The sequence below is a fragment of the Psychrobacter sp. APC 3281 genome (genome assembly GCF_030407815.1).
In the GTDB taxonomy this organism is placed as follows: domain Bacteria; phylum Pseudomonadota; class Gammaproteobacteria; order Pseudomonadales; family Moraxellaceae; genus Psychrobacter.
This window is the reverse complement of the sequence record NZ_JASDCS010000007.1, coordinates 48,290-74,619: the sequence shown is the minus strand read 5'-3', so window position 1 is coordinate 74,619 and position 26,330 is coordinate 48,290. Positions and strand designations below refer to the sequence as shown.

Annotated in this window: 21 protein-coding genes; 17 read left to right on the top strand and 4 right to left on the bottom strand. The window is 41.1% G+C overall.

The window, feature by feature from the left end; all coding sequences use genetic code 11:
* Window positions 1-257: 257 nt before the first annotated feature.
* The 3 genes from recF to dnaA form a co-directional block, all read right to left on the bottom strand.
* Complete coding sequence (gene recF, locus QL886_RS07265; RefSeq protein WP_290178178.1) at window positions 258-1,469, bottom strand: DNA replication and repair protein RecF; 1,212 nt, start codon at window positions 1,467-1,469, stop codon at window positions 258-260.
* A gap of 138 nt (window positions 1,470-1,607) precedes the next feature.
* Window positions 1,608-2,783, bottom strand: coding sequence for a DNA polymerase III subunit beta (gene dnaN, locus QL886_RS07260; RefSeq protein ID WP_290178176.1), 1,176 nt, complete (start codon window positions 2,781-2,783; stop codon window positions 1,608-1,610).
* 160 nt (window positions 2,784-2,943) lie between these two features.
* Complete coding sequence (gene dnaA / locus QL886_RS07255; protein WP_290178175.1) at window positions 2,944-4,383, bottom strand: chromosomal replication initiator protein DnaA; 1,440 nt, start codon at window positions 4,381-4,383, stop codon at window positions 2,944-2,946.
* Between the two features lie 591 nt (window positions 4,384-4,974).
* Here dnaA and rpmH point away from each other — a divergent pair.
* The 8 genes from rpmH to QL886_RS07215 all read left to right on the top strand — a co-directional run bounded on the left by rpmH (window position 4,975) and on the right by QL886_RS07215 (window position 12,424).
* Complete coding sequence (gene rpmH / locus QL886_RS07250; RefSeq protein ID WP_007394757.1) at window positions 4,975-5,109, top strand: 50S ribosomal protein L34; 135 nt, start codon at window positions 4,975-4,977, stop codon at window positions 5,107-5,109.
* A 179-nt stretch (window positions 5,110-5,288) separates the two neighbouring features.
* Window positions 5,289-5,660, top strand: coding sequence for a ribonuclease P protein component (rnpA, locus tag QL886_RS07245; protein ID WP_290178174.1), 372 nt, complete (start codon window positions 5,289-5,291; stop codon window positions 5,658-5,660).
* Between the two features lies 1 nt (window position 5,661).
* The gene (gene yidD, locus QL886_RS07240) at window positions 5,662-6,048 is read left to right on the top strand and encodes a membrane protein insertion efficiency factor YidD (RefSeq protein ID WP_290178173.1); all 387 of its coding nucleotides are present in this window, start codon (window positions 5,662-5,664) and stop codon (window positions 6,046-6,048) included.
* A gap of 215 nt (window positions 6,049-6,263) precedes the next feature.
* Window positions 6,264-7,946: a membrane protein insertase YidC gene (yidC, locus tag QL886_RS07235; RefSeq protein ID WP_160021025.1), complete on the top strand. Its 1,683-nt coding sequence runs from the start codon at window positions 6,264-6,266 to the stop codon at window positions 7,944-7,946.
* Between the two features lie 280 nt (window positions 7,947-8,226).
* Window positions 8,227-9,615: a tRNA uridine-5-carboxymethylaminomethyl(34) synthesis GTPase MnmE gene (gene mnmE, locus QL886_RS07230; protein ID WP_290178313.1), complete on the top strand. Its 1,389-nt coding sequence runs from the start codon at window positions 8,227-8,229 to the stop codon at window positions 9,613-9,615.
* 87 nt (window positions 9,616-9,702) lie between these two features.
* Window positions 9,703-10,161, top strand: coding sequence for a transcriptional regulator NrdR (gene nrdR, locus QL886_RS07225; RefSeq protein ID WP_057762240.1), 459 nt, complete (start codon window positions 9,703-9,705; stop codon window positions 10,159-10,161).
* 101 nt (window positions 10,162-10,262) lie between these two features.
* A complete protein-coding gene (gene ribD / locus QL886_RS07220) occupies window positions 10,263-11,318 on the top strand; it encodes a bifunctional diaminohydroxyphosphoribosylaminopyrimidine deaminase/5-amino-6-(5-phosphoribosylamino)uracil reductase RibD (RefSeq protein WP_290178172.1) in 1,056 nt (351 codons plus the stop codon).
* Window positions 11,319-11,749: 431 nt separating this feature from the next.
* Complete coding sequence (locus QL886_RS07215) at window positions 11,750-12,424, top strand: riboflavin synthase (protein WP_290178171.1); 675 nt, start codon at window positions 11,750-11,752, stop codon at window positions 12,422-12,424.
* 105 nt (window positions 12,425-12,529) lie between these two features.
* Here the strand turns inward: QL886_RS07215 and QL886_RS07210 are convergent, their stop codons facing one another.
* Window positions 12,530-15,283 (bottom strand): hybrid sensor histidine kinase/response regulator, encoded by a 2,754-nt coding sequence (locus QL886_RS07210; RefSeq protein ID WP_290178170.1) that lies wholly within the window; start codon window positions 15,281-15,283, stop codon window positions 12,530-12,532.
* Between the two features lie 326 nt (window positions 15,284-15,609).
* Between QL886_RS07210 and fmt the strand changes: the two genes are divergently transcribed.
* From fmt to QL886_RS07165, 9 genes are all read left to right on the top strand, one after another.
* Window positions 15,610-16,680 (top strand): methionyl-tRNA formyltransferase, encoded by a 1,071-nt coding sequence (gene fmt / locus QL886_RS07205; RefSeq protein WP_290178169.1) that lies wholly within the window; start codon window positions 15,610-15,612, stop codon window positions 16,678-16,680.
* 65 nt (window positions 16,681-16,745) lie between these two features.
* Window positions 16,746-18,317, top strand: coding sequence for a transcription antitermination factor NusB (locus QL886_RS07200; protein WP_290178168.1), 1,572 nt, complete (start codon window positions 16,746-16,748; stop codon window positions 18,315-18,317).
* Between the two features lie 4 nt (window positions 18,318-18,321).
* Entirely contained in the window at window positions 18,322-18,807 is a 486-nt protein-coding gene (locus QL886_RS07195; RefSeq protein WP_290178166.1) for a hypothetical protein, read from the top strand.
* Between the two features lie 41 nt (window positions 18,808-18,848).
* Window positions 18,849-20,270 (top strand): threonine synthase, encoded by a 1,422-nt coding sequence (gene thrC / locus QL886_RS07190; protein ID WP_290178165.1) that lies wholly within the window; start codon window positions 18,849-18,851, stop codon window positions 20,268-20,270.
* A gap of 325 nt (window positions 20,271-20,595) precedes the next feature.
* Window positions 20,596-21,693, top strand: coding sequence for a LysM peptidoglycan-binding domain-containing protein (locus QL886_RS07185; RefSeq protein ID WP_290178164.1), 1,098 nt, complete (start codon window positions 20,596-20,598; stop codon window positions 21,691-21,693).
* A gap of 75 nt (window positions 21,694-21,768) precedes the next feature.
* Complete coding sequence (gene dprA, locus QL886_RS07180; RefSeq protein ID WP_290178163.1) at window positions 21,769-23,034, top strand: DNA-processing protein DprA; 1,266 nt, start codon at window positions 21,769-21,771, stop codon at window positions 23,032-23,034.
* A 117-nt stretch (window positions 23,035-23,151) separates the two neighbouring features.
* Complete coding sequence (locus QL886_RS07175) at window positions 23,152-23,781, top strand: L-threonylcarbamoyladenylate synthase (protein ID WP_290178162.1); 630 nt, start codon at window positions 23,152-23,154, stop codon at window positions 23,779-23,781.
* A gap of 290 nt (window positions 23,782-24,071) precedes the next feature.
* Window positions 24,072-25,082 (top strand): TIGR01777 family oxidoreductase, encoded by a 1,011-nt coding sequence (locus tag QL886_RS07170; protein WP_290178161.1) that lies wholly within the window; start codon window positions 24,072-24,074, stop codon window positions 25,080-25,082.
* Window positions 25,083-25,168: 86 nt separating this feature from the next.
* Window positions 25,169-26,302 (top strand): metallophosphoesterase, encoded by a 1,134-nt coding sequence (locus QL886_RS07165; RefSeq protein ID WP_290178160.1) that lies wholly within the window; start codon window positions 25,169-25,171, stop codon window positions 26,300-26,302.
* Window positions 26,303-26,330 lie beyond the last annotated feature (28 nt).

The following is a 26,330-nucleotide window of genomic DNA, read 5'->3' as shown; positions in this document are numbered from 1 at the left end:
AAACACTTATAGATATTTGAAAAATAGAAATCTTTTCTATGATGCTGTCAAATAAATTGCTGAGCACAGGACAAAAATAAAGGGTTATTTTAACATTTTTTTGCTTCTAAGTCACTGTTTACTGAGAGTTTTACGGTCTTAGGAAGGTTGTTTTAACATAGTAACTGTTAGGACAAATAGTAGTGGCTAGTGTACTGAGTAATGAGAGGTGAAAGTAGATAGGTTATCGTCAAAAGTATAAGCAGAAGAATGAAATATTAGTTAGTAAGCAGAATCTCACCTTGTTTCACGTGAAACACATTTGGTTGTGACCAAAGTTCATTAACTAAAGGTAAAATATCATCTGTCAGACTGGTCATGAATACTTGACAAGGGAGTTTAGCGAGGGTCGATAGTAGTATCTCTATAGCTCTATCATCCAATTCTGCAGTGATATCATCTAGGAGCACAACAGGGGTTGCTTTCGATGATAAATCATCATTGAGTGAGTCACTGCGCTCTTCATCGTTTAGCAACAGTGGCAGTTGCGATAGGCGCAGTGCCGTGATGAGCAGTTTCTTTTCACCGCGAGACAATACATTTGCTGCCTGCTCTTTTAAAGTCGGTAATTTGGTTTGGATACTATTTGCTGAAGCCGCTTTTCTGGCATCTGTCGTTTGGTCGCTTATAGACTCATCAGAACGCCAATGTACATGAATATCAGCACGATGATTGCCTATACGGGTATATCCCAATTGCAAATCCTGCTCTAACCGCTCATTAAGCTGCACATCTAGTGCGACACTGGTGTCGTAACCAGCGTTATAGCTTAGGCTCAGTTGCTCAGCGTAAGATGGCAATAGCTGTATGATGCTCTTGGCAAAATAATGCTGCCATTCAGTAAATACTTGCTCGCGATAATGATGAATCAAGGCAGCATGGTTGCTCAATCCTTTATCCCATGACTTCAGCTCAGCAAGCTGTACTTGAGTCAAATTACGAGTAATTTTTAGCAAACTATTGCGCTGTTTTAAGAGGCGTTGATAAGCCATCCATTGTGGATGAAATCCTTGTTTCATGTGAAACACTAACCAATCTAGCAGCTGTCGACGGCTCGCACTTCCCTGCTCCAACATATCCATTGTCGATGGATCTATCAGTAATGTAGGTAGCTGCTCTGTTAAGATACTTTGGTTGTAAACAGTGGTTTGATTGAGGCGTAAGATGGTCGTAGCATCTGCTTGCTTTTGAATAGCTAGAGTACGACTATCATTGAGCTTAGCATGAACAGTCGTGTCATTTTGATAATGTTGGATATAACGTTTAGGCTGGTGATGGCGAAAACTCTTACCTCTTGATAATAAGAATATTGCTTCGAGCATCGAAGTTTTACCGCTGCCATTTGCACCGATAATAACGTTACAAGCAGCAGGCTCTAGGCTAGTTTGAGTAAGGTTTCTAAGATGGGATATTTGTAGACGTTCAATCATGGTATCGATAGCCGCCCATTAAAGCCTGCTAGATTAGCAGGCAAAAGTTTATTAAAAATCAATATTTAGTATTGAAAAAAAAGCTCTTTGAAACGTGCTATTTCTATTCAATTTTGTTTATTGCCAAAGAAAAACACACTATATACGCATTGGCATAATGACATACTGATGGAACTCATCATTTAGTTGATTGACCAATACAGAGGCATTCGATTGGCTCATATGCATCTGTAAATCGCCTTGGATAACGCCTAATACATCTTGCAGATACGCAGCGTTAAACGATAGCTCCATCGGCTCACCTTGATACTTAGCTTGTATCATCTCGACTGCTTCATCCTGCTCAGCATTGTTGGCACGTACTTCGACCATACCATCGCTAGCAAAATTAAAGACCACACCACGAGACTTCTCATTACTCAGGATGGCAACACGGCGCAATACATCTGTCATTTTTTCTTGACTGAATAAAGCCAGTTTGTCAGTATTGCTCGGCATCACACGGCGATAATCAGGGAACTTGCCATCAATCAAACGTGCGGTAAAAGTCACCATCAGATCTTGGCTAACTTGCCCTGCACTATCTACATCACCAAATGGCAAACTTACTTGTAGAAACTCTCGACCGAAGCTCAGAGTAACTACGTTATCCTGATCACCCAGCATTTTACCAAGCTCAGAAGCTAAACGCTCAAGTTCAATCACTGCCTTACGTGGCAAAATAGCTTGCATATTGAGATCTGCACTTACATTGATAACACTACGGGCTAATGCCAATCTATGACCGTCTGTTGCTACCGTTGTCAGTTGCTGCTGTGAAACGTCAAATAACATACCTGTTAAGTAGTAGCGTACATCTTGAATCGCCATTGCAAACTGTGTTTTGTGAATCAAATCTGTCAGACGATTACGGCTGATAGTCAGAGGTGTGATATTTTCAGGGTTACCCAAGCTAGGATAGTCTTCACTTGGCAATGTTCCTAATGTAAAACGACTCTTACCACTAGTTAACAAGCAACGCTCATTTGCTTGAGTTGCTAGATTAACTTGCGCCTGTGCAGGTAGTGATTTACAAATATCTTTTAGCTTGGTTGCAGGAAGCGTCGTTGTACCTGCTTCTACACAAGCACCAGCAGGCAATTTCAATGTCGATGTCAGCTCTACCTCTAAATCTGACGCTGTTAAGATAAGCTCAGATTCTGATAGCTGTAGCTTGATATTACCTAATATAACCATATTGTGGCGTTTATCAGCGGCTTTGGCGATCAAGTTGATAGCTTTTAGTAACGATTCTCGATTGATCGATAATTGCATGCTTAGTTACTCTTATTTGAATGATTCTTTTATAAAAATTTATCGTAATGACTCAATAATACCTTGTCTGCTGACGATAATCTACAAAGCATCTGTGCACTTGTATTTTCGATATTATAAACCATCTGTATCTACTAGAATACAACGATATCTGTCGCTTTTATCCTGCCTGTAACATCAGAGCTAGGGTTTTATAATCCTTATCAAATGCAGGATCTGCTGCTCTTAACTCATTTACTTTATCGCAAGCGTGCATCACCGTCGTATGGTCGCGTCCACCGAACGACTGACCGATTTCAGGGAAGCTATCGCCTGTTAATTCACGCGACAAAGCCATCGCTATTTGACGTGGTCTTGCAATACTACGCGTACGTTTACGCCCCATAATATCTTTGACCGTGACATCATAGTACTCAGCAACTATCTTACGGATGTTATCCATATTCACTGCTTGCACACGCATCGCAACGATGTCTTTTAGCGCATATTGCACCATTTCAAGAGTAACCTGTGCCCCTGTTAAGTTAGCATTGGCAAACACCTGATTTAAGGCACCTTCTAAACGTCTGACGTTAGATACCACATTTTGTGCAATAAATAGCGCACATTCTTTTGGTAATACCATACCGTAAGAGGCCGCTTTTTTCTGCAGAATTTGCACTCGAGTATCAATCTCAGGAGGATCAACAGCGACTGTTAACCCCCAAGAAAACCGCGATCTAAATCGTTCATCAAATTCTGTCATTTGGGAGGGATGTCGATCAGAGGCTAAAATAAGTTGTTTATCTCCACTAGTAAAATCTGCAAATAATGTTAGAAACTCATTACTACTTTTAGTCTTCCCTGCCAATACATGAATATCATCTACAATTAATAAATCTACTTTTTTTATTTTCTTTTTAAAATCTTCTATTTTATTATTTCTTAATGAATAAACTAATTGATTAATAAATTTTTCAGAAGTGAAATAATAAAAACTTTGATTATTTTTTAAATAACGATGAGCTACAGAATGCATTAAATGCGTTTTTCCCAATCCAGAAGGGCCGTATATAAATAAAGGATTGTGACGATTTTTCGATTGGCGCTTACCAAGCTCATAACAAGCCTTGTAAGCCAAGTTATTGGACTTACCTGTAACAAAGGTTTCAAAAGTAAAGTCGGGGTTCAGATAGCTTAATGATTTTGTATCAGCAGACTCAACTGGCTCATTGTGACGCATGTTCGCGTCGATATCTGCTTTTGCGTTGTTATGATGAATAGATTCAAATTTATGTTCGGATGGGGTAGGGGAGACCTCGTCTTCTACAAATAAAGAACCTGATTGACTGTTATCTTCTGCATTGCGGCCAGCATTATCAACACGTACGACGACCTCTTCAATACTACCTTGACTGTGTTTGGTCACCAACTGCTGAATATCCTGAAGATGATTCTTCTTGATATACGTCACAAAATAATCATTGGGAGCAAGAATGATCAAAGCTTGTGCTTCTTGATGAGCTGACAGAGGTCTCAGCCACATAGTAAATACGTTGTCTTTGACGTTATAACGCAAATCGTTTAGACATTTATCCCAAATATTTGCTGTGTCTATCATGAAAAATACTGACCTTGTAATCTGAAATAATAGTTATTTTTTAGCAATATAACTTGCTACCTAAGCCTTGATGTTACACGTAACAACTAACCAAAGAGTTTGTACTAATACCTTATACAAAGGTGTATACCAAGTAGCGCCTAATTTAACACAGATACCCTGTGGATAAAACATTGTTTTTTGTGGATAAGACTGTGGACAATTTTGTGCATAACTTTTACAAGCTAGTTATCCATATTTAACCCACAGTTTATCCACAGGCTTACCCATAGCCTAGTAAATTGATAATAAAAAGGAAAATAGACTTAACCACAGATAATCATGGTCCCAATAATAACAATACTATATTTATATTAATTAATTATTATTATAGTGCTTGAGTCTAGCTGTGGATAACTTTGCAGATCATAGAATATATAACTGTAAAATTTGGTTAACTAGAAATAGGTTTTTAAGGAAATATCTCTACTAGGTTCGTATGAGGTATTTCCTATTTGGGGACAAAACAAATTAGTTTATTGACCAAAACTATACTGAATGGTATAATCCTCCGTTATTACGAATTTAGTCCATTATTTTGATAGGTGAGTTATGAAACGTACATTCCAACCAAGCGTGATCAAGCGTAAACGTACTCACGGTTTCCGTGCTCGTATGGCAACTAAAAAAGGCCGTCAGGTCTTAGCTCGTCGCCGCGCTAAAGGACGTCATCGCCTTACTGTATAATCAGTAGATTGCGATAAGCATGGCTAATAGTGCTTGTTGTGTTCTTATTGTTTATAGATTGCGATAGTCAATCATCACAACTGACACTTAGCCATATATTAAAAGCGCCCACATCGGCGCTTTTTTTGTCTCTATAATTTGTTATTATTTCTTCTATCGTTATTCTACTAGGTTGTACTATGTCCAATACACTTTCAGATACACCTGCAGCTAGTTTCACTAAACAGCAACGTCTGCTTACTCCTGCAGCCTTTCGTGAGGTATTTGACGCACCTGAGCGCAAGATTCATCAGAGTCATTTAATGGCTTTTGTACGCGCCAACGAGCATGCACAGCCGCGAGTCGGTATGGCTATTACTAAGCGTAAAGTACCTACTGCTGTCGCTCGTAATCTAATCAAAAGATATGTGCGTGAAGAGTTCCGTACCAAAGCTTTTAAAATGGAAAATAAAGATATTGTTTTTATTGTCAAAAAATCTATTAAAGATATAGATAATAAAGAGCTAAAAAATCAAATAATTAATATATTTAAAAAAATAGAAAAAAAATAAAATGAATACTTTATTAAAAATAAAAATAAAAATTATAAATAAAATTTTATATAAAGTGTTTTTTAACTTAATTGTTTTTTATCAAAAAATAGTTAGTCCTATAATACCTGCTCGTTGTCGCTATTATCCGACGTGCTCAAATTATGGCAAACAAGCTTTAGCATGGCATGGCGCTCGTAAGGGTGGTTGGTTGCTGTTGAAACGTCTTAGCAGGTGTCACCCTTTAGGTGGGCATGGCATAGACTTTGTACCCTTACCCTTAGCTTCTTATAACTATCAATACATATCTTTTACTGATGTACCAAATACTGATAATCAGGGTTTGGGTGTCTATCGAGACAATACTAGCTATGTTTCACAGCTTAATCGTTTGATGAAATCAACATGAAGTCGCTCTCTTTAGTCTCAGATAGATACTCTATTAAGTTACCCACAAGTTATCCACACTCTTGGTATCATTTGAGACAGATTTTTAGTAAAATGATGCACATTTTATGTAAATGACTACTGATACAGTTGCAGTGTTACACGACAGCTGTGTAGGTCAGTCATGACACATGCCCTAATTTTTCATTCCCTAATTTTTTAATCTAGGAAAGGTTTATGCAAAAGATATTTCGGGTGATGATCATCATTGCGATGCTAATTACCGCTTATCTGCTGATTTTGGCATGGCGAGATGATTATGCCGATGCTCCAGCTGTAGATGCGGTGCCAGAAACTACGAGTTCGGTAGGTGCTGACATTCCTTCTACTACTGGTGCAGCAGGTGATATCCCGGTACAGACATTACCTGTGGATAATAGTGCCGTGACAGCGACTCCTGCGAAAAACGCTGGTCTAATCACGGTAACAACTGATCGCTATGATATAAAAATCAATCCAGAAGGTGGTGATATTGTTTATGCTGCGCTCAAGCAGTATGACGCAACGCTCGATAGCGATAAGCCTTTCGTATTGTTAGAAAACAACAGTAACCGTGTGTATGTGGCTCAATCTGGACTTATTGGTCAGAACGGTATCGATACAGCAGAAGGTAGAGCGACTTATAACCATACTGCTAACAACTATGTGATGGAAGATGGACAGCAAACGTTGTCAGTGCCGCTTACTTACAAAAAAGACGGTGTGACGATTACCAAGACTTTCACTTTCACTGAAAATAAATATCCAATCGATATTAGCTATCAGATTCAAAACGCGTCTACCAATGCTTGGCAAGGTCAGATGTTTGCACAGTTAAAGCGTGATGATAGTAAAGATCCTGGTATGTCTGATAAAGGCGCGCTGAGCATGGCGACTTATCTAGGCGGTGCTTGGGGTACACCAGATGATCCTTATAATAAGCTGAAATTTGGCGACTTTAGTGATGGTGAGTTGACGACCACTAGCGATAAAGGCTGGGTTGGTATCGTACAGCATTACTTTGTATCTGCTTGGACGCCTGAAAACTTCACTGGCAAATTCTTCACACGTGAAACAGGTAGTGATTACTTTATTGGTTTTAATAGCCAACCAGTGAACGTAGCACCAAACAAACAAGTTACTTTAAATGCAACACTGTATGCAGGTCCAAAAGTTCAGTCTGAGCTAAAAGACGTTGCGGTAGGCCTTAACAAAACAGTTGATTATGGTCTACTGTGGCCAATATCAAAGGTCTTGTTTGCTATCTTGGAAGGTGTGCATAAGGTTGTTGGTAACTGGGGTTGGTCAATTATTTTACTGACTATCTTAGTAAAAATTGCCTTAATGTGGTTCTCTAATAAGAGCTACTACTCGATGGCTAAAATGCGTGCCATTGCGCCAAGGCTCAAAGTGCTCAAAGAAGAGCATGGCGATGATCGGATGAAAATGTCGCAAGAAATGATGGCGATATACAAAGAAGAAAAAGTTAATCCGATGGCAGGTTGTCTACCAATCTTAATGCAAATGCCTATTTTCTTAGCTTTATATTGGGTGTTGGTAGAGAGTGTTGAGCTGCGTCATGCACCATGGATTTTGTGGATTCAAGATCTATCAGCGATGGATCCATGGTTTATCTTGCCGTTGCTAATGGGTGCATCAATGTTTGTACAGCAGCAGTTGAATCCGCAGCCAGCAGATCCGATGCAAGCAAAAGTCATGAAGTTCTTGCCGATTATCTTTACTGCATTCATGCTGTTCTTCCCAGCAGGTTTGGTTTTATATTGGACAGTCAACAACTTGTTTAGTATGACTCAGCAATATATCGTCAATAAGAAAGTCGATGAAGAGCAGAAGCGTCGTACGGTAAAAGTAGTCGATTAATTAGTTCTTTGTCAGAAACACCAAAAACCATCGCGCAAGCGGTGGTTTTTTTATAGGTGGTGGATAAGTGGTAAATGTTATCCACAGCTTATCAACATTATCCACAGTTTATAAATATTGAAACGAAAATATGTCTGATGCGGCTACCTTTCAAAGTTTGCTTTGTCAGTATGAGTCCAGACGTCTATAATGGAGCTTTTAAACATTGAGAGTCATTGTGGATTCCTTAGAGACAGCATTAGCCGTACCTAATTCTTCTGAAAAATCTAATACATCTGGATTGCCCACAATTGCTGCGATTGCAACGCCGCTCGGGCGAGGGGGTGTGGGTGTCATACGTCTATCAGGTAGTCGTGCTTACGACATGGCATGCGCTCTAACAGATAAGTCTACTTTTACGCCGCGGATGGCCAGCTTTTGTCGTTTTTATCAAGCTGATGGCACTGTCATCGATGAGGGATTGGTATTGTTTTTCAAAGGTCCTCATTCATTCACAGGTGAGGATGTGGTTGAGCTGCAAGGGCATGGTGGTGTTATTTTACAAAACCAGTTACTTGCACGAGTTTTTGAGCTAGGTGCCAAGCAAGCGAGTGCAGGAGAGTTCTCTTACCGTGCCTTTGATAATGATAAATTGGACTTGGTACAGGCCGAAGCGATCGCTGATGCGATTGATGCGACTAGTGCTGCCGCGGCTAGTAGTGCGATTCGTTCTTTAAGTGGTGAGTTTTCACAAAAAATTAACCAGCTACTAGAACAACTCATTCACCTTCGTTTACATGTCGAAGCTGCGATTGATTTCCCTGATGAAGAAGACGTCGATTTTTTGTCTGATGGCGTCATACAAAGTAAACTTGAGCAAACGCAAGATAAGATACAACAAGTCTTAGCAACGGCAAAGCAAGGTCAGCTTTTGCGCGACGGTATCCATGTTGTGCTAGCAGGTAGGCCAAACGCAGGTAAATCTAGCTTGCTTAACCGCCTTGCAGGGCAAGAGCGTGCTATCGTGACTGATGTCGCGGGTACTACACGTGATACGCTGCAAGAGACAGTTGTACTCAATGGTTTGACACTACATCTGACCGATACGGCAGGCCTACGCGAGACAGAAGACACTGTGGAGCGTATCGGAATCGAGCGTGCCCGTACTGCTATCACGCAAGCTGATATGCTACTGATGGTCTACGATGTGACTCGCGATGTTGAAGAAGAGAGCACACCTTTGCAGCTTGCTGAACAGTTATTTGGTGAATTACCAGAAGCTAAACGCTTACTAATTATTGCTAATAAGAGCGATTTATTGAGCGATAATGATAGAGAAGAAAGTGCTGCTATGATCCAAGCTGAAATCAAGAACAGAGGCTATCAGCAAGTTAATGTTTCATGTGAAACAGGCATTGGTATCGATAATTTGGTTGAAGCACTATGTGAGAAAGTAGGCTTTCATCCACCAGAGAATAGCTTAATCGCTCGTACCAGACATCTCGATGCACTTAGACGAACTGCTAAGTTCTTGGCAGAAGCCCATGAGCAATTAACGGTATTCGAAGCGGGTGAATTGGTTGCTGATAGCTTACGTCAGGCGCAGCAGAGCTTGGGTGAAATTACGGGTGAGTTTAGCGCCGATGACTTATTGGGTAAGATATTCGGCAGCTTTTGTATTGGTAAATAACTGGTAAGTGGTCTTTGTTATTATCCAATAAACCTAGCTAACTTAAAAACACTGCTCTTATTCTCAATCGTAAAATAAGGAAATGCTATGCACTGTCCGTACTGTAATGCGTCAGAGACCAAGGTTATTGACTCACGTCTTGCTGCGGAAGGTGCACAAGTACGTCGACGCCGTTCGTGTAACAGCTGCCAAGAACGTTTTACGACTTTTGAGATGGTAGAAGTTGTCATGCCAAGGATTATCAAATCAAGCAACAAGATTGAACCTTACGACAATGAAAAGCTGCGCCGTTCTATTTTACTACCTTTACAAAAGCGTCCTATCACTATCGATGAACAAGAGGCGATGATTAGTCGTATTGAAAAGCGTGTTAGGCAGATGGGTGAGCGAGAAATTAGTAGTAAAGTCTTGGGTGAAATCATCATGAGTGAACTCAAAACTTTGGATGATGTCGCCTATGTACGCTTTGCTAGCGTGTATCGAGACTTTCAAGATATCGATGCATTTCATCAGGAAATTGCCAATATTCGTCCAAATGAAAAGTAGGCGAAGTAAGCCTTAGTTGATAAGTGAATTCTAATTGCCAATCAGCTTTTAACGTTTATTTTCTTATATAGAACCCTCAATCCTTTATTAAGCCTAGCCTTATGTCTATTCAAAGCCATGCTCAAAATGCACAAGACCGCTACTTTATGATGCTTGCTATCGAACAAGCGAAGCGCGGTTTGTATACTACTAGACCCAATCCTGCAGTGGGCTGCGTTATTGTTCAGGCAGAGCAGATTGTTGGTCAAGGGTTTCATCCTAAAGCTGGTGAGCCACATGCAGAAGTATTCGCGCTTAACGAGGCTGGTACACAGGCAGCAGGGGCAACTGCTTACGTTACATTAGAGCCATGTAGTCATACGGGACGTACGCCGCCATGTGCGTTGGCGCTTGTTGCCGCTAAGGTAAATCGCGTTGTGATTGCAGGTCTAGATCCTAATCCGCAGGTTGCAGGTCGCGGTGTGAAACTATTAGAGCAGGTTGGTATTGAGGTAACGGTCGGTGTCCTGACAGAGCAGGCAGAAGTACTAAACCGTGGGTTTCTAAAAGCCATGCGAACTCAGATGCCCTATGTACGATTGAAAATAGCAACCAGTCTAGACGGTCGTACAGCGATGGCATCTGGCGAATCAAAGTGGATTACATCAACTGCTGCTCGCGAAGATGTACAAAAAATACGAGCACAAAGTGGCGCGATTATCACAGGTAGTGAAACTGTAATAACTGATAACCCACAGCTCAATGTGCGCTCAAGACAATTGGACGTACCACCTGAAAAAATACCTAACCCTAAGATAGTCATACTTGATAGGCGTCAGCGTTTAAAGCACAGCCTACAGTCTGAGTATCAGCTGTGTCAGCATCCAGATACTATCTATTGGCATGAAGACGATTTGTCGGCGTTGTTGGCTAAGTTAGTCAGTGAGTATCAATGCTATGACGTGTTAGTAGAAGCGGGTGCTAGCGTTGCAGGTAGTTTTTTGAGTCAACAGTTGGTAGATGAGCTAATCGTGTATCAAGCACCTTGCTTACTTGGTGAGCAAGCACGTCCCATGGTTGATTTCAATCCTATGTCCCTTGCTCAGCAGTTACGATTTGATATAGAAAGTCATCAGCAGCTTGGTCCAGATCTCAAATTAACCTTATTACCTTTATAAATATTCTTCGTATGAGCACATTGTCCATAAACTATAAAAATAAGCTTAGAATGTGGATAAATTGATCATTAATTTACGTGTTTCACATGGAACTGTGCATAACTTTGTTTCACATGAAACAGATAAGATGTGTCCACCTTGATCTTTTTAGTAAATATTATTTAAAATCAATAACTTATTATATTTTTACTAGATAGGTATACTTCATGTAAAATTTGCATTCGTTGTGGATAACTATGTATTTATAGAGACTTCTAGCTATATCTCTATTGATTTATCCCTACTTATCCACAATCTATCCTATTAAAGGTCAAGTCTAACGATGTTGCACTGTCAGTTATTTGAACAAGTTGTGATAAAGAATTGATAGATGATTTGATAAACTAAAATATTCGCCTATAACGGCAATACTGTAATGAGATGAGGGTAATATGTTTACTGGAATTATAGAAAGCGTTGGAAAAGTTAAATCGATGCAGGCGACAGGCGGTGACATACGTTTGACAGTAGAGTCTGATGACTTGGATTTCAGTGACGTGAAGCTAGGCGATTCTATTGCATCAAATGGTATTTGTTTAACCGTGGTGGAATTCGGGAGTAACTACTATTCTGTTGATGTTTCACGTGAAACTATTGCTAGAACAGCATTAGAAGGGTTAAAAGCAGGTCATACCGTCAATCTAGAAAAAGCCATGCTACCAACGACTCGTTTTGGTGGTCATATCGTCGCTGGTCATGTAGATGGAGTAGGGGTCGTTAGTAAATTACAACAAGATGCTCGTTCTATCTATATTGAAATTGAGATACCGCAGGAGCTGGCGCACTATACAGCGACCAAAGGCTCTATTACAGTAGATGGTATTAGTCTGACGACCAATTTAGTGCGTGACAATATTGTCTCTCTAAATATCATTCCGCATACTGCTCAAGTGACGAATATCGCTAAGCATTGGTTAGTAGGTAATAAAGTTAATATTGAAGTAGATATCGTTGCCCGTTATCTAGAGCGTCTATTAAATAAATCTCAATCTGGCGGTATGAATGCATCAAGCCCGCAAAGCCAAATCACAGAAACATTTTTGGCCGATAATGGGTTTATGAAATAATAATTAAGCTTACCGAAATATTATCCTCGTACCAAGTTTTCGACCCTATCCATATTACTTTGATTAAATGATATCGATAGGGTGTTTTTTATTTGCACTAGAGATTTATTGTATAAAACTCTGCAAAACGGATTCTAAGTCTTTCTTACTAATGGGTTTGGATAAAAACTCGTCCATACCTACTTGCATACAAGCCTCGCGATCTTCTTCTGTATTATTCGCAGTTAGCGCCACAATCGGTATTTTATCACCTTGCGAGCGAATCACTTGTGTGGCTTGTAAGCCATCCATAACGGGCATTCGGCAGTCCATCAAAATCAAAGAGATTTCTTCACGTTGGCTTTTGAGTTTCTCGAGTGCTTGCTGTCCATCTTCTGCGACAATACTACGATAACCAAGCTTACTTAACATCTTACAGGCTATCTTTTGGTTAGTAGGACTGTCTTCTACGACCAAAATCAGTGGAGACAAGATTTCTTTCTTAGGTATATCTTCTACAAAAGATAGACTGCTGTCATATTGATGTTTGACCAGTGTGTTTAGCGTTTTCCTTGCAAACAAGGTTAAACGTAGCAGTTCAGACAGTAGTAAACTTGCGTCCAAGGGTTTGGTCAAAAATCCATCATATTGGCCTAGTAAAGTAGAAGGGATATGCCTTTCAAGTTTCATGCTAAGTAATATCTTCGGTAGTGAAGGCGTAGCGACTAGGTCGTTTAACACTTCTTGTTGCTCGCTATACTTGTTGCTCGCATGAGCTGATAAGGTGATGGATTCGCTGTATTCATAATCTAATAACAAGATAGGAATGACGGTTTGCTCATCTTGTTTTAATTTATTTTTTAGCTGCTGTACAGTAGCTCTATCTAAAGTGCTGTAGATAGTCACGGATATCGTTAAGTACTCGCACAAACGTTGTAAATGTTCAGCAACTAGAGGCTGATTGATGACAGCGATAAGGTGAATATGGGGCAGCTGCGAACAACGATGATATACCGATTGATAAGTGGCATGAGGATAAGGAAGGTAGAGGCTAAATATCGTTTCTTTATCCACCGTATTATTTAGTTCGATAAAACCGCCGAGTAACTGAGCAAAGCTATTGGCATCACTCAAGCCAATATTACTGTCTTCAACTAAGTTATGATTGCTTTGATTCAAGATATTGACTAATTGATTTTTTCTCTCAGGAGTAATAGTTACTCCAGTGTCTTTTACGCTAAACCGAATCCAATAAGATGTCTGCGCAGGCATTGCTATGTCATTGTTAGGAGTTAAATGCTGATTACTTATTCGCGTTACTTTATCTTCAGGTACACGATCAACAGTGAGCGCGACATAGCCTGATGTTGTAAAGCTAATAGCGTTTTTCAACATGTTTAATAGGATATGGTGCAGTCGAATGTAATCAGTTTCGATGTAACGAGGACAGTCTGGCGCAAAGAAATAGATCAATTCTAACCCTTGTTGTCTTATTTCTTGTGTGACTAAATTGCTAACTTCTTTACTTAACTTATAAATATCAACCGTTTCTATACTTAGACGTGTTTTTCTGACTTCAACTTCCTCTGTTGCTAGCGTCTCATTAAGCACAGTCAACATGCTTTGACTGGTTGCAATCAATGTATTTAGAGTTTTTTTGCCTTGAGCCGTCAATGTTGAAGGGTCGATGGGTTCCAACGAATCAATTATCTTCTCTAGTGGTAACCTTAACTTACGACCTATAAATGCTTGGGCTTCGTTTGATTCATCAATTTGTAATTGCAGTTGTTGGTTGTGCAGCTGTAGTTGTTCAGATTGATGGAAAATTTCATCAACATTATTAAAAATCACAGTAAAACCGTGAACTTGCCCATGTTCTCCGAACCATGGTGTCACGTGTAGTTGGTAGGCTTGTTTGTTTTCCAAGCCATAAACTATCAGTGTGCGAGTAACACGTAAACTTGAGATGGTTTTTAACAGTATTTGAGTGGCCTCATCTTTCCCTTCAACGAAATCAGTCAGCTCATAGCTCTGTTCACTCTGGGTAGGAGGGGTGAATACTTGCTCAAAGCGCTGATTATAGAAACTAATTTGACCATGTCGTATACTCATCAACATCGGTAAGGGTGCCTGATCAACCAAGCGTTCTAAACGATGAGACAGTGTTTTGATACGCCGATAGTCATTATGTAGTTGGTAGCTGACGCGACTTAGCGCATGACCTAACAGCATGAACTCGGTAGTAGATTTCTTTTGTAAAAACGGCGGCGGCGTATAAGATTCTTTGGCGCGGCTACTCAAATTATCCGTATAAACCAGTAATTGCTCCCAATTGGTTCGACGATTGAGCATATAGAGCAATGCCATGAAAAATAGTACGATGGCGACCATCAAAGGAAGCCAATAACGGTAAGATATCCAGTCAACAACAAAAGGCTCATGGCGTAATACGATATAAACCTGATGTCCGCTTTTTAGATTAATGATTCCTGTTAGTTCACTGCTATTGACTGTATAAGAGCTATGGTCGCTGCTGCTAGAAGCTGATGTACCGATGGTAGGGAAAGCAACGGTAGAAAAAGCAGATTCATTAGGACGAGTATTATGATGAATATAGGTCTGCCCAGAAGGCATCATTAAAATCAGCTGATAGCTAAGGTGATCAAAAGTAGGTTGCTCTAAGATTCTTTTTATTTCACTATCTACAGGCGCTGCATGCTCAATAATACTGTGCTGTAGGGCATAAAAAGTATCTATGCTATGTTGCTCACTATGTTTTTTCATCCCATCAAACATTGTGACATAGTACAGCAGTAACATAACCGTGAGAGACAAGGCATAAAAAATCAATAAGCGTTGTAAGGACTGAAACTGTTGCATGAAAGCGTGGCCCTATCTCGACACGAAAGAATATAGTGAAATAAAATTAAGTTTCTACATACAGTAGATGAATTATACGACAGTTGAATTGTCTAAAACTTTTAGTGTTACCTTCTATTTATAGCAGAATAACGGCTTACTGTTTACAGAGAGTGGTTATTAACACCAAATTGTTTTGTAAAAAATATAAATAGAACGTTCGATGTCCTTGATATTATAAAGGCAAATAATGTCATTGGTTATCATGAAGTGAGGTCATTACAATCATGGCACTGCGCCGTAAACTCACCTATAATGAACAAATAAACCTTATATAATGCATGATTATGACTACAACTGCTCCTACCTTTGATACATCTAACTCGCTTACTGACCATGATAACCCAACTACTAACCGATTAAGGGTAGTATTTGCGGGTACACCTGAATTTGCTGCTATCAGCCTTGAGTCGTTAATTAAGCAGCAAGAAGCGCTGAATATAGAGATAGTCGCTGTTTACACGCAGCCTGATCGTAAAGCAGGTCGTGGTCAGAAGCTGTCAGCCTCTGCGGTAAAAGAAGTTGCGTTGGCACATGATATCGCTGTAGAGCAGCCAGTCACTTTTAAAAAGTCTAGTGCAGAAGGGCTAGCTGCTAGGCAAACTCTGCGCACCTACCAACCAGATGTGATGGTTGTCGCCGCTTACGGATTGATTTTACCTATTGGTGTATTAGAGACACCTACTCATGGTTGCTTGAATATTCACGCTTCACTGTTGCCACGCTGGCGCGGTGCTGCACCTATCCATCGTGCACTCTTGGCCGGAGACGATGAGACCGGTATTACCATTATGCAGATGGACAAAGGTCTTGATACAGGTGACATGCTTTATAAAGTTAGCGAAAGTATTGCCTCTAATGATACCGCTGCTAGCCTACATGATAAGATGGCTGCACTTGGTGCGACAGCCATTAGTACGGTGCTAAAAGATTTAGCTGCTTATCAAGCTCAAGCTATCGCTCAAGACGATAGTCAAGCTAACTACGCTGAAAAACTGGTCAAAACCGAAGGCGAAGTTGATTGGTCGCAGCCTGCCGCCGCTATTGAACGCCAAATTCGTGGGCTGACACCATGGCCAGGTGCTTATACTTTCCTAGCAGGGCAGCGCGTCAAAGTGTTGGCTAGCTTACCTGTAAATACATCGCAGCAAACCAATGAACCTGCTGGGACGGTCATCAGTGTCGGACGAAAAGCGATCTTAGTCGCTTGTGGCAAAGAGAGTGACGCTGAATCATCAGCCACCACTTTAGCCATTACTCACTTGCAGTTTGCGGGTGGTAAACCAATGACTGCCGAACAAGTTTGCCATGGCAACCAATTAAATGACGGCGATCAATTTACGTCAGAAACAAAATAACGTTACTTATATTTAACCTACTTGCACAAGACGCTATCGATCATACGTCAAGGAAATGAAATTTAATGAGACAAAACAGTACTGCGCCTAGAAACAATAAGCTCAAACCATCAAGCAATCTTATTATGAATGGCAGCGTACGCGTGCGTGTGATTCGTACCTTACTGGCTATCCAAAACGGTCAGTCGCTCTCAAGCGTCCTTGATCCATTGCTAAATAGTCTGCACGATGGTGACAAAGGTTTTGCCCATGCGTTACTGCTCACGACATTGCGCCAGTGGCATGCGCTGGCACGTTTGCTCGATAGCTTAGCAGACAACCCTATCGACGAAGTTGAAGTGCGTACCACTATTCAAGTCGGCTTAGTACAGTTGCTATATTTAGAAGTGGCTGACCATGCTGCAATTCATGAAACCGTTGAAGCTGCCAAAGAAATTGAGTTCGCTCATTCGACTGGTTTAGTAAATGCTATTTTGCGTAAAGTCGCCAAGAATCCAAGCAAATTCCGTAAGAAATGCGATAAAAAGCATAGTCTACCGAATTGGCTCGCTTATCAGCTTAAACAAGATTGGAGCGAACAGTATGATGAGCTGACACAAGGTTTGCGTCAGCCAGCACCGATGTTTTTACGAGTGAACTCTTCGGTTACTTCGGTAGAGGGTTATCAGCATGCATTGGATGGCGCAGAAATTGATGCAGATATCGTTGAGCTAACGACTGGTTTTAAGGTAGCAAACTCATCAGGGTCTGCCACTTCTACCACGCTATCAACCAAAGGTCTTAGACTACATCAAAGCACTGCCGTTAACGCTTTGCCTGATTTCGCTTTAGGAACGGCTAGCGTTCAAGATATGCATGCCCAGCTCGCTGCACCGATTATTAATCAAGCGTTGATGGCTAAGCTTAGTAATGAAAAATCTGATACGAATAATAAGATACATATTCTAGATGCTTGTGCGGCACCTGGTGGCAAGCTTGCTCATTGGTTAGAGCTCATAAGCGCTAACGACGAATCATCGTTGTTTCACGTGAAACAAGACAATAATGAGATGTCATCTGAAACGTCACCTGCGATTACTGATATCAAGGTAACAGCTATTGATAATGAAGCACCCCGTATAGAGCGTATTCGTGAGAATTTACAGCGTTTAAACCTAAGTCAGCATGATTTGCAGCAAGCAAATAACAGCATCGCACTGAATATCGTCTGTGCAGATGCGACCAGATGGCAGCATGGCAAGAATAAAAAAGCAGCGACAAATGAGCCGGTATTTGATGCGATATTATTGGACTCTCCTTGTACCGCGACAGGTGTGATTCGTCGTCATCCTGATATCAGTATCTTGCGTACCGAAGAAGACATCGAGCAAACGGCGCTGCTACAAGCAGACATCTTGCATAATCTATGGCCACAACTCAAAGCTGGTGGTTATCTGCTGTACGTGACATGTTCTATCTTAAAGCAAGAGAACGTCGAGCAAATGCAGGACTTCATCACTCATCATAATGATGCGGTAGCGATTGAGTTTACCGAAGATTGTAGTTGGGGTATCGAACAAGCGATTGGTCGTCAGTGCTTACCGATTGATAGCGTGAATGGTGATGGCTTCTATTATGCGCTGTTGATGAAGAGTTAAAGTAATGACTACTCAAGCTAAAAAAGTATTGGGTGATTTGCGGCAGTCATACTTAATGTTAGAAAATGAAACGAATTATGAGAGTTTTAGAGTACTATGGGTTGCTGCTATTACTCTAGCGAGAGCAATTGGACATATATTAGATAAAGTTGACTCTCTACAATCTGAACTAATGAAAATAACTGTCAGTAATAAATGGAAAAGTCTTAAAGAAAACAAAGAAGCAGCAGCTAATAAAATATTCTTTGAGTTCATTGAAGATGAAAGGAATAAAATTCTAAAAGAATATGAGTTTGGACTACTGTCTTCCCCTATTGATTTATTTGTTGTAGATACTGACTCTATTCCTAGTAAATTTACGTTGGGTGATGGGATTTATATACCTTTACAAAATGGATTTTATGTTGGGACTGATTGTAGAGACGTTCTAGCTGAAGCTATTCAGTGGTGGGAAGAGTACATAAACGAGATAGATGTAGAAATAAAATAAATTTACTATTCAGTAGCTAGAAAAATTGACAGGACAATCTAATGAAATATATCAGTACCCGTGGTCAGACAGCGCCGATGGATTTTAGTGATGTGCTTTTGATGGGTCTTGCCCCAGACGGTGGTTTGATGTTGCCTGAGCATTATCCAAATATCGATAGTGCAACCCTTGATGAATGGCGTACGCTCAGCTATCCGCAGCTTGCGATGGCGATTATGCAGTGTTTTGCCACTGATATTCCTACGGCTGATTTGCAAGATCTTATCGAGCGCACTTATACCGCTGAGGTGTTTGGTTCTGAAGAGATTGTTCCTGTCCGCAAGCTCGAAGACAATTTATATATTCTAGGATTATCAAACGGTCCGACATTGGCATTTAAAGACGTTGCCATGCAGTTTTTGGGCAATGCCTTTGAGTATGTGCTTAAGAAAAAAGACGCGCGTATTACGATCATTGGTGCAACCAGTGGTGACACGGGTAGTGCAGCAGAGTATGCATTGCGCGGCAAAGAAAATATCGAAGTCTTTATGCTGTCACCTCATGGCAAAATGAGTGAATTCCAGCGTGCGCAGATGTATAGCTTGACCGATGATAATATTCATAATATTGCTATCGATGGTATGTTTGATGATTGCCAAGACATCGTTAAAGCGCTACAGCAAGATGCTGAGTTTAAAGCCGCTTATAATCTAGGCACGGTAAACTCTATCAACTGGGGTCGTATCCTAGCGCAGATTGTTTATTACTTTAAAGCTTACTTTGCGGTCACGACGAGCAACGATGAAAAAGTCAGCTTTAGCGTACCATCAGGTAATTTCGGTAATATTTGTGCCGGTCATATCGCTCGTGAAATGGGACTGCCAATTGACCGTCTGATTGTTGCAACCAATGAAAACGACGTTTTAAATGACTTCTTCAATCAAGGCGCTTATCAGCCACGTCCGACTGAAAAAACTTATGTCACTTCAAGCCCGTCAATGGATATTTCAAAAGCGTCTAACTTTGAGCGTTTTGTTTATCTGCTATTAGAGAAAGACAGCGCACGCGTTCATGAACTATTCGATGGCGTAAAATCAGGTCGAGGCTTTGACTTGTCTGACTTGATGGAAGCAGTTAATACGCGTTACGGTTTTGCTGCTGGTAAATCTACTCATAGCGACCGCTTGCAGACTATCAAAGCGCTTTATGAACAGCATAGTGAATTGGTTGATCCACATACCGCTGACGGCATTAAAGTCGCCAAAGAGCTACAGCTAGATGGCGAAATCATCGTTTGTGCAGAGACGGCATTACCCGTTAAATTTGCGGATACTATTGTGGAAGCAGTAGGTCAAATAGATATCGCTCGTCCAGCGCATACCAAAGGGTTAGAAGATTTACCACAGCACATAGTGGTACTGGAAAACAAGGCTGAACTGGTTGCTGAACAAATCCGCCAACATGTCGCACCGAATCCTGCTTAGGTAATTACGGTCTTTAGTCTTATCCTTAATTAGGAAAAGTATCCGCGTAAAAGTTACACCATTGTAATAAAGTGTTTATGATTGTGTTATGGTAGATATAATTGTAATATTAGAAACAGCGTCAGCAAGTCATCATCGTGCTAGGCGCTTTTTTAGGAATTATTCTAGCCAATTACACTGAACAGTTACCCTATAATTACCATGAGAATTTTACTTATAAGTTTCTGATATTATTAAACTTTTGTTAATTTAAGAGATTTTTACAGTAATGAATTAAGTACAGTTCTTTGCGTCGAACATAGTGGTACATATTGTGGATATAACGATGAAGATGAGCTTAAAAAAGATAGCAAAAGCACTGTTAATGACGACGTTTAGTAGTGCCATGTTGATGAGCACGGCTCAAGCTAACAATCCGCCGCCAACTATCAAAGCTGATGCGCCCAATCGTTATATCGTTAAAAAAGGCGATACCTTATGGGATATCTCAGGTCGCTATCTAGACAGTCCTTGGCGCTGGAAAGAAATTTGGGCCACCAATAAGCAAATCAAAAATCCAAACCTTATCTATCCCAATGACGTTCTCATTCTTTGTGTAATTCAAGGAAAAACACTGATTGGCGTTGATACTGGTGAAGGCTGTGCTGGCGTTGAAAAGCAGCTTACTGGAAGTGTCAGTACGAGTACGGTCGCGATTACCTCGACGGCCAATAGCATTCCTCCTATTCCGTGGTCAGCTATTCAGCATTGGCTTGATAAAACGCTTATCGTGAATCCTCAAGACTTTAATACCACACCTTATATTTTAGCTTCTAAAAACCGTAACTTAATTACTGCGCGCGGTGATAAAGTCTATGCTAAAGGCGTACCGCTTATCGTAGGCCAGCGTTACGGTGTATACCGTGAAGGTGAGCTATATGTAGATCCCAAAACTCAAGAAGTGATCGGTTTAGAAGTTACGCAGGTAGCGACTGGTCTTGTTACTTCTACAGAAAGTAATGGTGTGACTAGCTTGCAGCTTATCGATAGCTATGGCAAAGAAGTGCGTGAAGGGGATCGCGTCTTTGTAGAGTTAGACAACGCTATTCCTCCTGTCTTTTATCCAACGCCTGCAAGTGTCAGTCGCGGTGGTATGATCGTACGTGTGATGGACTCTATCAGCTCGGCTGCGAAGGGTAGTGTGGTCGCCATCAATTTAGGTAGCTTACAAGGTGCTAAGCCGGGTGATGTGCTGACGGTTTATCAAAAAGGGCCTTTGGTACGTGATACTAAAGATAATGATACACCAGTCCGTCTACCAAACGAGCCTAGCGGTATGGTGATGGTTTTTAGTACCTTTGATCACATCAGTTATGCTTATGTACTAGACTCTGAGCTACCACTTAATATTGGCGATCAGTTGTTACCACCCCCTTATTTATAAATAGCTATAAGGCTTTATTAAGCAATATATTAAACTAAATACTAATCTAAGCTTGCCTATACGAGACAGATGACAATGACGGCAGTCACCTCTTCTTTATCCGACGATCAGCGCGCTATCCTAGCGCTGTGGTACGAGGTGAATGCGTCGTTATCTGCTTATCACAAATTGATCACTTCTTTCGGTTATCCGCAGCTTGCTTGGCAAGCCAAAGTAGAGGCATGGAAGCAGCTCGGTATTCACCACACCCATCTCAAACGTCATGAACAGCCAGAGCAAACACTCGCCAATATCGATAAGATTCAGCAAGCATTGATAGATGGGCGTTATGGTTTACTATTCGCTGATGACGCCGATTATCCTGCCCAACTCTCACAAATCTACGACCCGCCGCCATTATTATTTTATCGTGGGAATAGCGCACGCCTGCATCAAGCACAAATCGCTATAGTAGGTAGCCGAAAACCCACCGCGCATGCGCAAAAAATCACGTTTGATATGGCGCAGTATTTAGCGCAAGCAGGGTATATCGTTACTAGCGGCCTAGCTATAGGCGTAGATAAACGCGCACATTTAGGCGCGCTAGCACAGACAGACTCCGACTACCAGGGACGGACGGTTGGTGTAATGGGTACGGGGATCGATGTGAACTATCCCAATCATCGAGATCAGTTATTTACTCAAATTATTGAGCAAGGTGGCTGCATTATTAGTGAGCTATTACCACACACTCAGCCGCATAAACATACTTTTCCGCGTCGCAATCGTTTGGTAGCTGGGCTGAGTCTCGCGACCATCGTAACGGAAGCGACAATCAAAAGCGGCTCGCTTATCACAGCACGTCTCACGTCTGAACAAGGTAAACAGGTCTTTGCTATTCCTAGTCATATTGATAATAGTAACGCAGAGGGTTGCCATCATTTGATACGTGAAGGAGCGACCTTGATTTATCATCCTCAGCAAGTACTAGAAGACGTCAACGGTCAGCTTGATTATGATAAAGACGCTTATAGAACAGCGAACGCTACCAATTCTAATAGCAATCGCTCTAATAGCAATCACTCGAATATCACTCAGACTTCTGACGCGTTTGAGATAAAGAAAAACTCAATCAAATCTACTAGCCAGCAACCATCCTCTGAGATAAAGCCTGCGCGCAGCACAGTCGTTGTGCCTGAGCATTTAGCTGCAATTTATGAGCAGCTTGACTGGCATGGGCAGGATTTAGATGCGCTTATTAGTGCAACCAAGCTTGCACCGCCGCAGTTGATTGGTCAGCTAATGGAGCTTGAACTAATGGGTCTTATCAGCGAACAAGGTGGACGATATTTACGCGTTTAAAGTATCGTAAATATCCCTTATTGGACACTGGTATAGATAGCCCTTAGTTATAGACTCTCCTAGACAATATCCCTCTTGTGGTATTATTAGAATTTACTTCTACGAACCATTTAAGTCATGAGCCAACCTATACCTCTTATTACTAATTCTGCTATCCAAGCTGCTAAGTGGCTAAAAGAAGGGCAACTGCTCGCGTATCCTACAGAAAGCGTTTGGGGTATTGGTTGCGACCCTTATGACCAAGCAGCTGTTCAGCGTATTTTGGATATCAAACAACGTCCACAAGCCAAAGGCATGATAGTCGTTACTGATAGTGTGTCTCGCTTAGCTCCTTTGCTAGCCTCTTTAGATGATGTTCAGCGCAAGCAGGTTATTGATAGTTGGCAGACAGACGATAGCGGAGACGAACAGCATAATCGTCAAGCACACACTTGGTTATTACCGATTCCTCAGCCGCTTGCGAACACTGTACCTACTTGGATTACCGGTCAGCATCAGACTATTGCAGTTCGAGTTATCTCGCATCCTACAGTTCGTCAGCTTTGCCAGCAGATGGTCAGTGAAGAGAACCCATTTGGGCTATTGGTTTCTACAAGCTGCAACCCATCAGGTCAAATACCTGCTAGCACTTTTGAGGCCGCCTATGCTTATTTTGATGAGCAAATTGGTTATTTGCAGGGCGATACGTTGGGTTATACCTTACCTAGCAAGATTCGTGATGCAACGACAGGTTTCGTCGTTCGATAGCGCTCTCTATAAAAACTCTTAAATTTCTCAGATGCGATTGCTTGCAATGCAAAGTGATAGGTGTCGCTATGCCTTGTTTATGTGAGCGTTTATAAATTAACCATCTGCTAGCTTGCCTATTTTTCTACCTTCCTTTACCAAAAGCATGTAAAAGTCGTTTTGATAAAAACCACAAAAAAGTAGACGATGGTTATGACAGTCTAGTTTTTATTGAACGATAAGTACTTCAGCAATAAGTAACTCAACGATAAGTCATAGTGATGATATTTGAGGCATATAGGGAGTAGGGTATGAATGTTTTGATTAGTGGCGGTTCAGGGTTTTTGGGAAGTGCTTTTAGTCGAGAGCTAGTGGCACGGTCTCGCGCGCAAAATAACGACGTAACGATTACTTGGCTAACTCGTAATAGTGGTCAACCACATCCCGATGATATCAATATGATGACTTATGACGAGCTTGCGATGTCTGATATGAGCTTTGATGTCATACTGAATTTAGCAGGTGCTGGGATTGCTGACTCTCGTTGGAGCGATGAGCGCAAAGAAGAGTTGATGGCGAGCCGTATCAAACCTACTCAGTCGATACTGGATTTTATCGCACGAGTTAGCACAAAACCCAAGTTACTGGTGAGCGGCTCAGCAATCGGCTGGTATGGTACACAAGGCGATAAGCCACTGACTGAAAACAGCGATTATGAGACGGATTTTGCTCATACATTATGTGATGAATGGGAACAACTAGCGCTTAAAGCGACCGATCATGATGTTCCTGTAGCTATTGTCAGAACAGGTGTGGTCATTCACCCTGAGGGCGGTATGGTGGCTAAATTGTTGCTACCATTTAAATTTGGTGTCGGAGGGCAATTGGGTGATGGACAGCAAGTCATGAGCTGGATCAGCCGTGAAGATTGGGTCAATGCGGTCATCTTTATTATCGAGCAGCAGCTTAAATTTACTAACGAATCAGATGTCAATTACCCCAATAGCTTAGCCCAAGATAATACACCTATTAGTGACAGCACTATCAAATCTGCAAGCGGTACCGAAAATAATAGAAATGCAGTCGTATATAACCTTACCGCTCCGAATCCTGTGACCAATCATACTTTTACCAAAGCACTTGGCTCATGGCTGCATCGCCCTACGTTTTTTACTTTACCAGAGTTTTTGCTTAAGCTGATGTTTGGAGAAATGTCGACCTTACTTATTGATGGTCAAAAGGTGCTGCCACAAGCGCTATTGGATGCAGGTTATTCGTTCAAACACTCGACACTCCAGCAAGCATTAGAAAATCAGAAATAGTTATATAGCAGTTGTTTCATGTGAAACATCACAAACTATCTTCTGATAATCAATTACTGAACCGTAGTTATGTCTAAGGGTAGTCCATGCGTTACGCATTTTTCTTCACCATCTTTCTGTTATTGCAGTTATTTAGCTTAGGTACAGTATTGAGCATACAGTGGTGGCTCCAGCCTTGGATAATGCCAACATTACAGACAATGATATGGGCCAGTGTATTCATTATTACTAATGGCCTATTAGTATTGAGCGTAAAAAGAGCATTTGCTAACAGTTATCGTTGGATTAGTGGGTGGATGCTAGTCATGCATTTTATGATACTGACGGCGTTGGCAATTAGTCTACTCTATGGAGGGTATCTGCTGGTCATTGCTTTGTCAGGCAGTACGTTGCACCAATCGAATGAGATGACTATAGGGCTAAGAATACTAGCGCTATTCCTATTTATAGGACTATTTATTTATTCGTTATATAGTGCCTATGCGCCTGTCATACGCAAGTTGTCTATTAAGATAGATAAGCCTTTAACCAAGCCGCTACGCATTGCAGTCGCTAGTGACTTGCATATAGGGCGATTATTTGGTGTAAAAGCCATAGATAGATTGCATGAACTTATGATTCGCTCTGGCGCAGATATGCTGCTGGTGCCAGGGGATATTATGGATGACAATACAGATGCCTTTAATGAATATCATATGGAGCAAAACCTAGCAGAATTGTGCCGTAGTCTGCCACGTGGTGTCTATGCGACATTGGGTAATCATGACTTATATGGTCATGAGCGACCTATTAGCGAAGCGCTGCAAAATGCAGGTATACAATTGTTAAACGATGAGGTGCTCTGTATCGAGCACGAGGGTCAACCAGTATGGTTAGTTGGACGTTTTGATAATCATAAACGTCAGCGTGTAGCAACTACCGATCTGCTTGCGCAAGTAGATACGTCGCAACCAGTGATATTGTTAGACCATAGACCAAGTGATATAGATAATCACAGTCAATTACCTATAGATTTACAAGTCTCAGGACATACTCATAACGGTCAAGTATTTCCCGCTAATTTCATCGTCAATGCTATTAATAGATTAGGCTATGGCTATGAGCAGATTGGTAAAGGACACTTCTTCGTGTCCTCTGGTTATGGTTTTTGGGGCATTCCCTTTCGATTGGGATCGCGCTCAGAGATTTGGTTGATTACGCTATCTGGCGATACAAATTAGTTAGTTATACAAATCAATAATTGGCTAA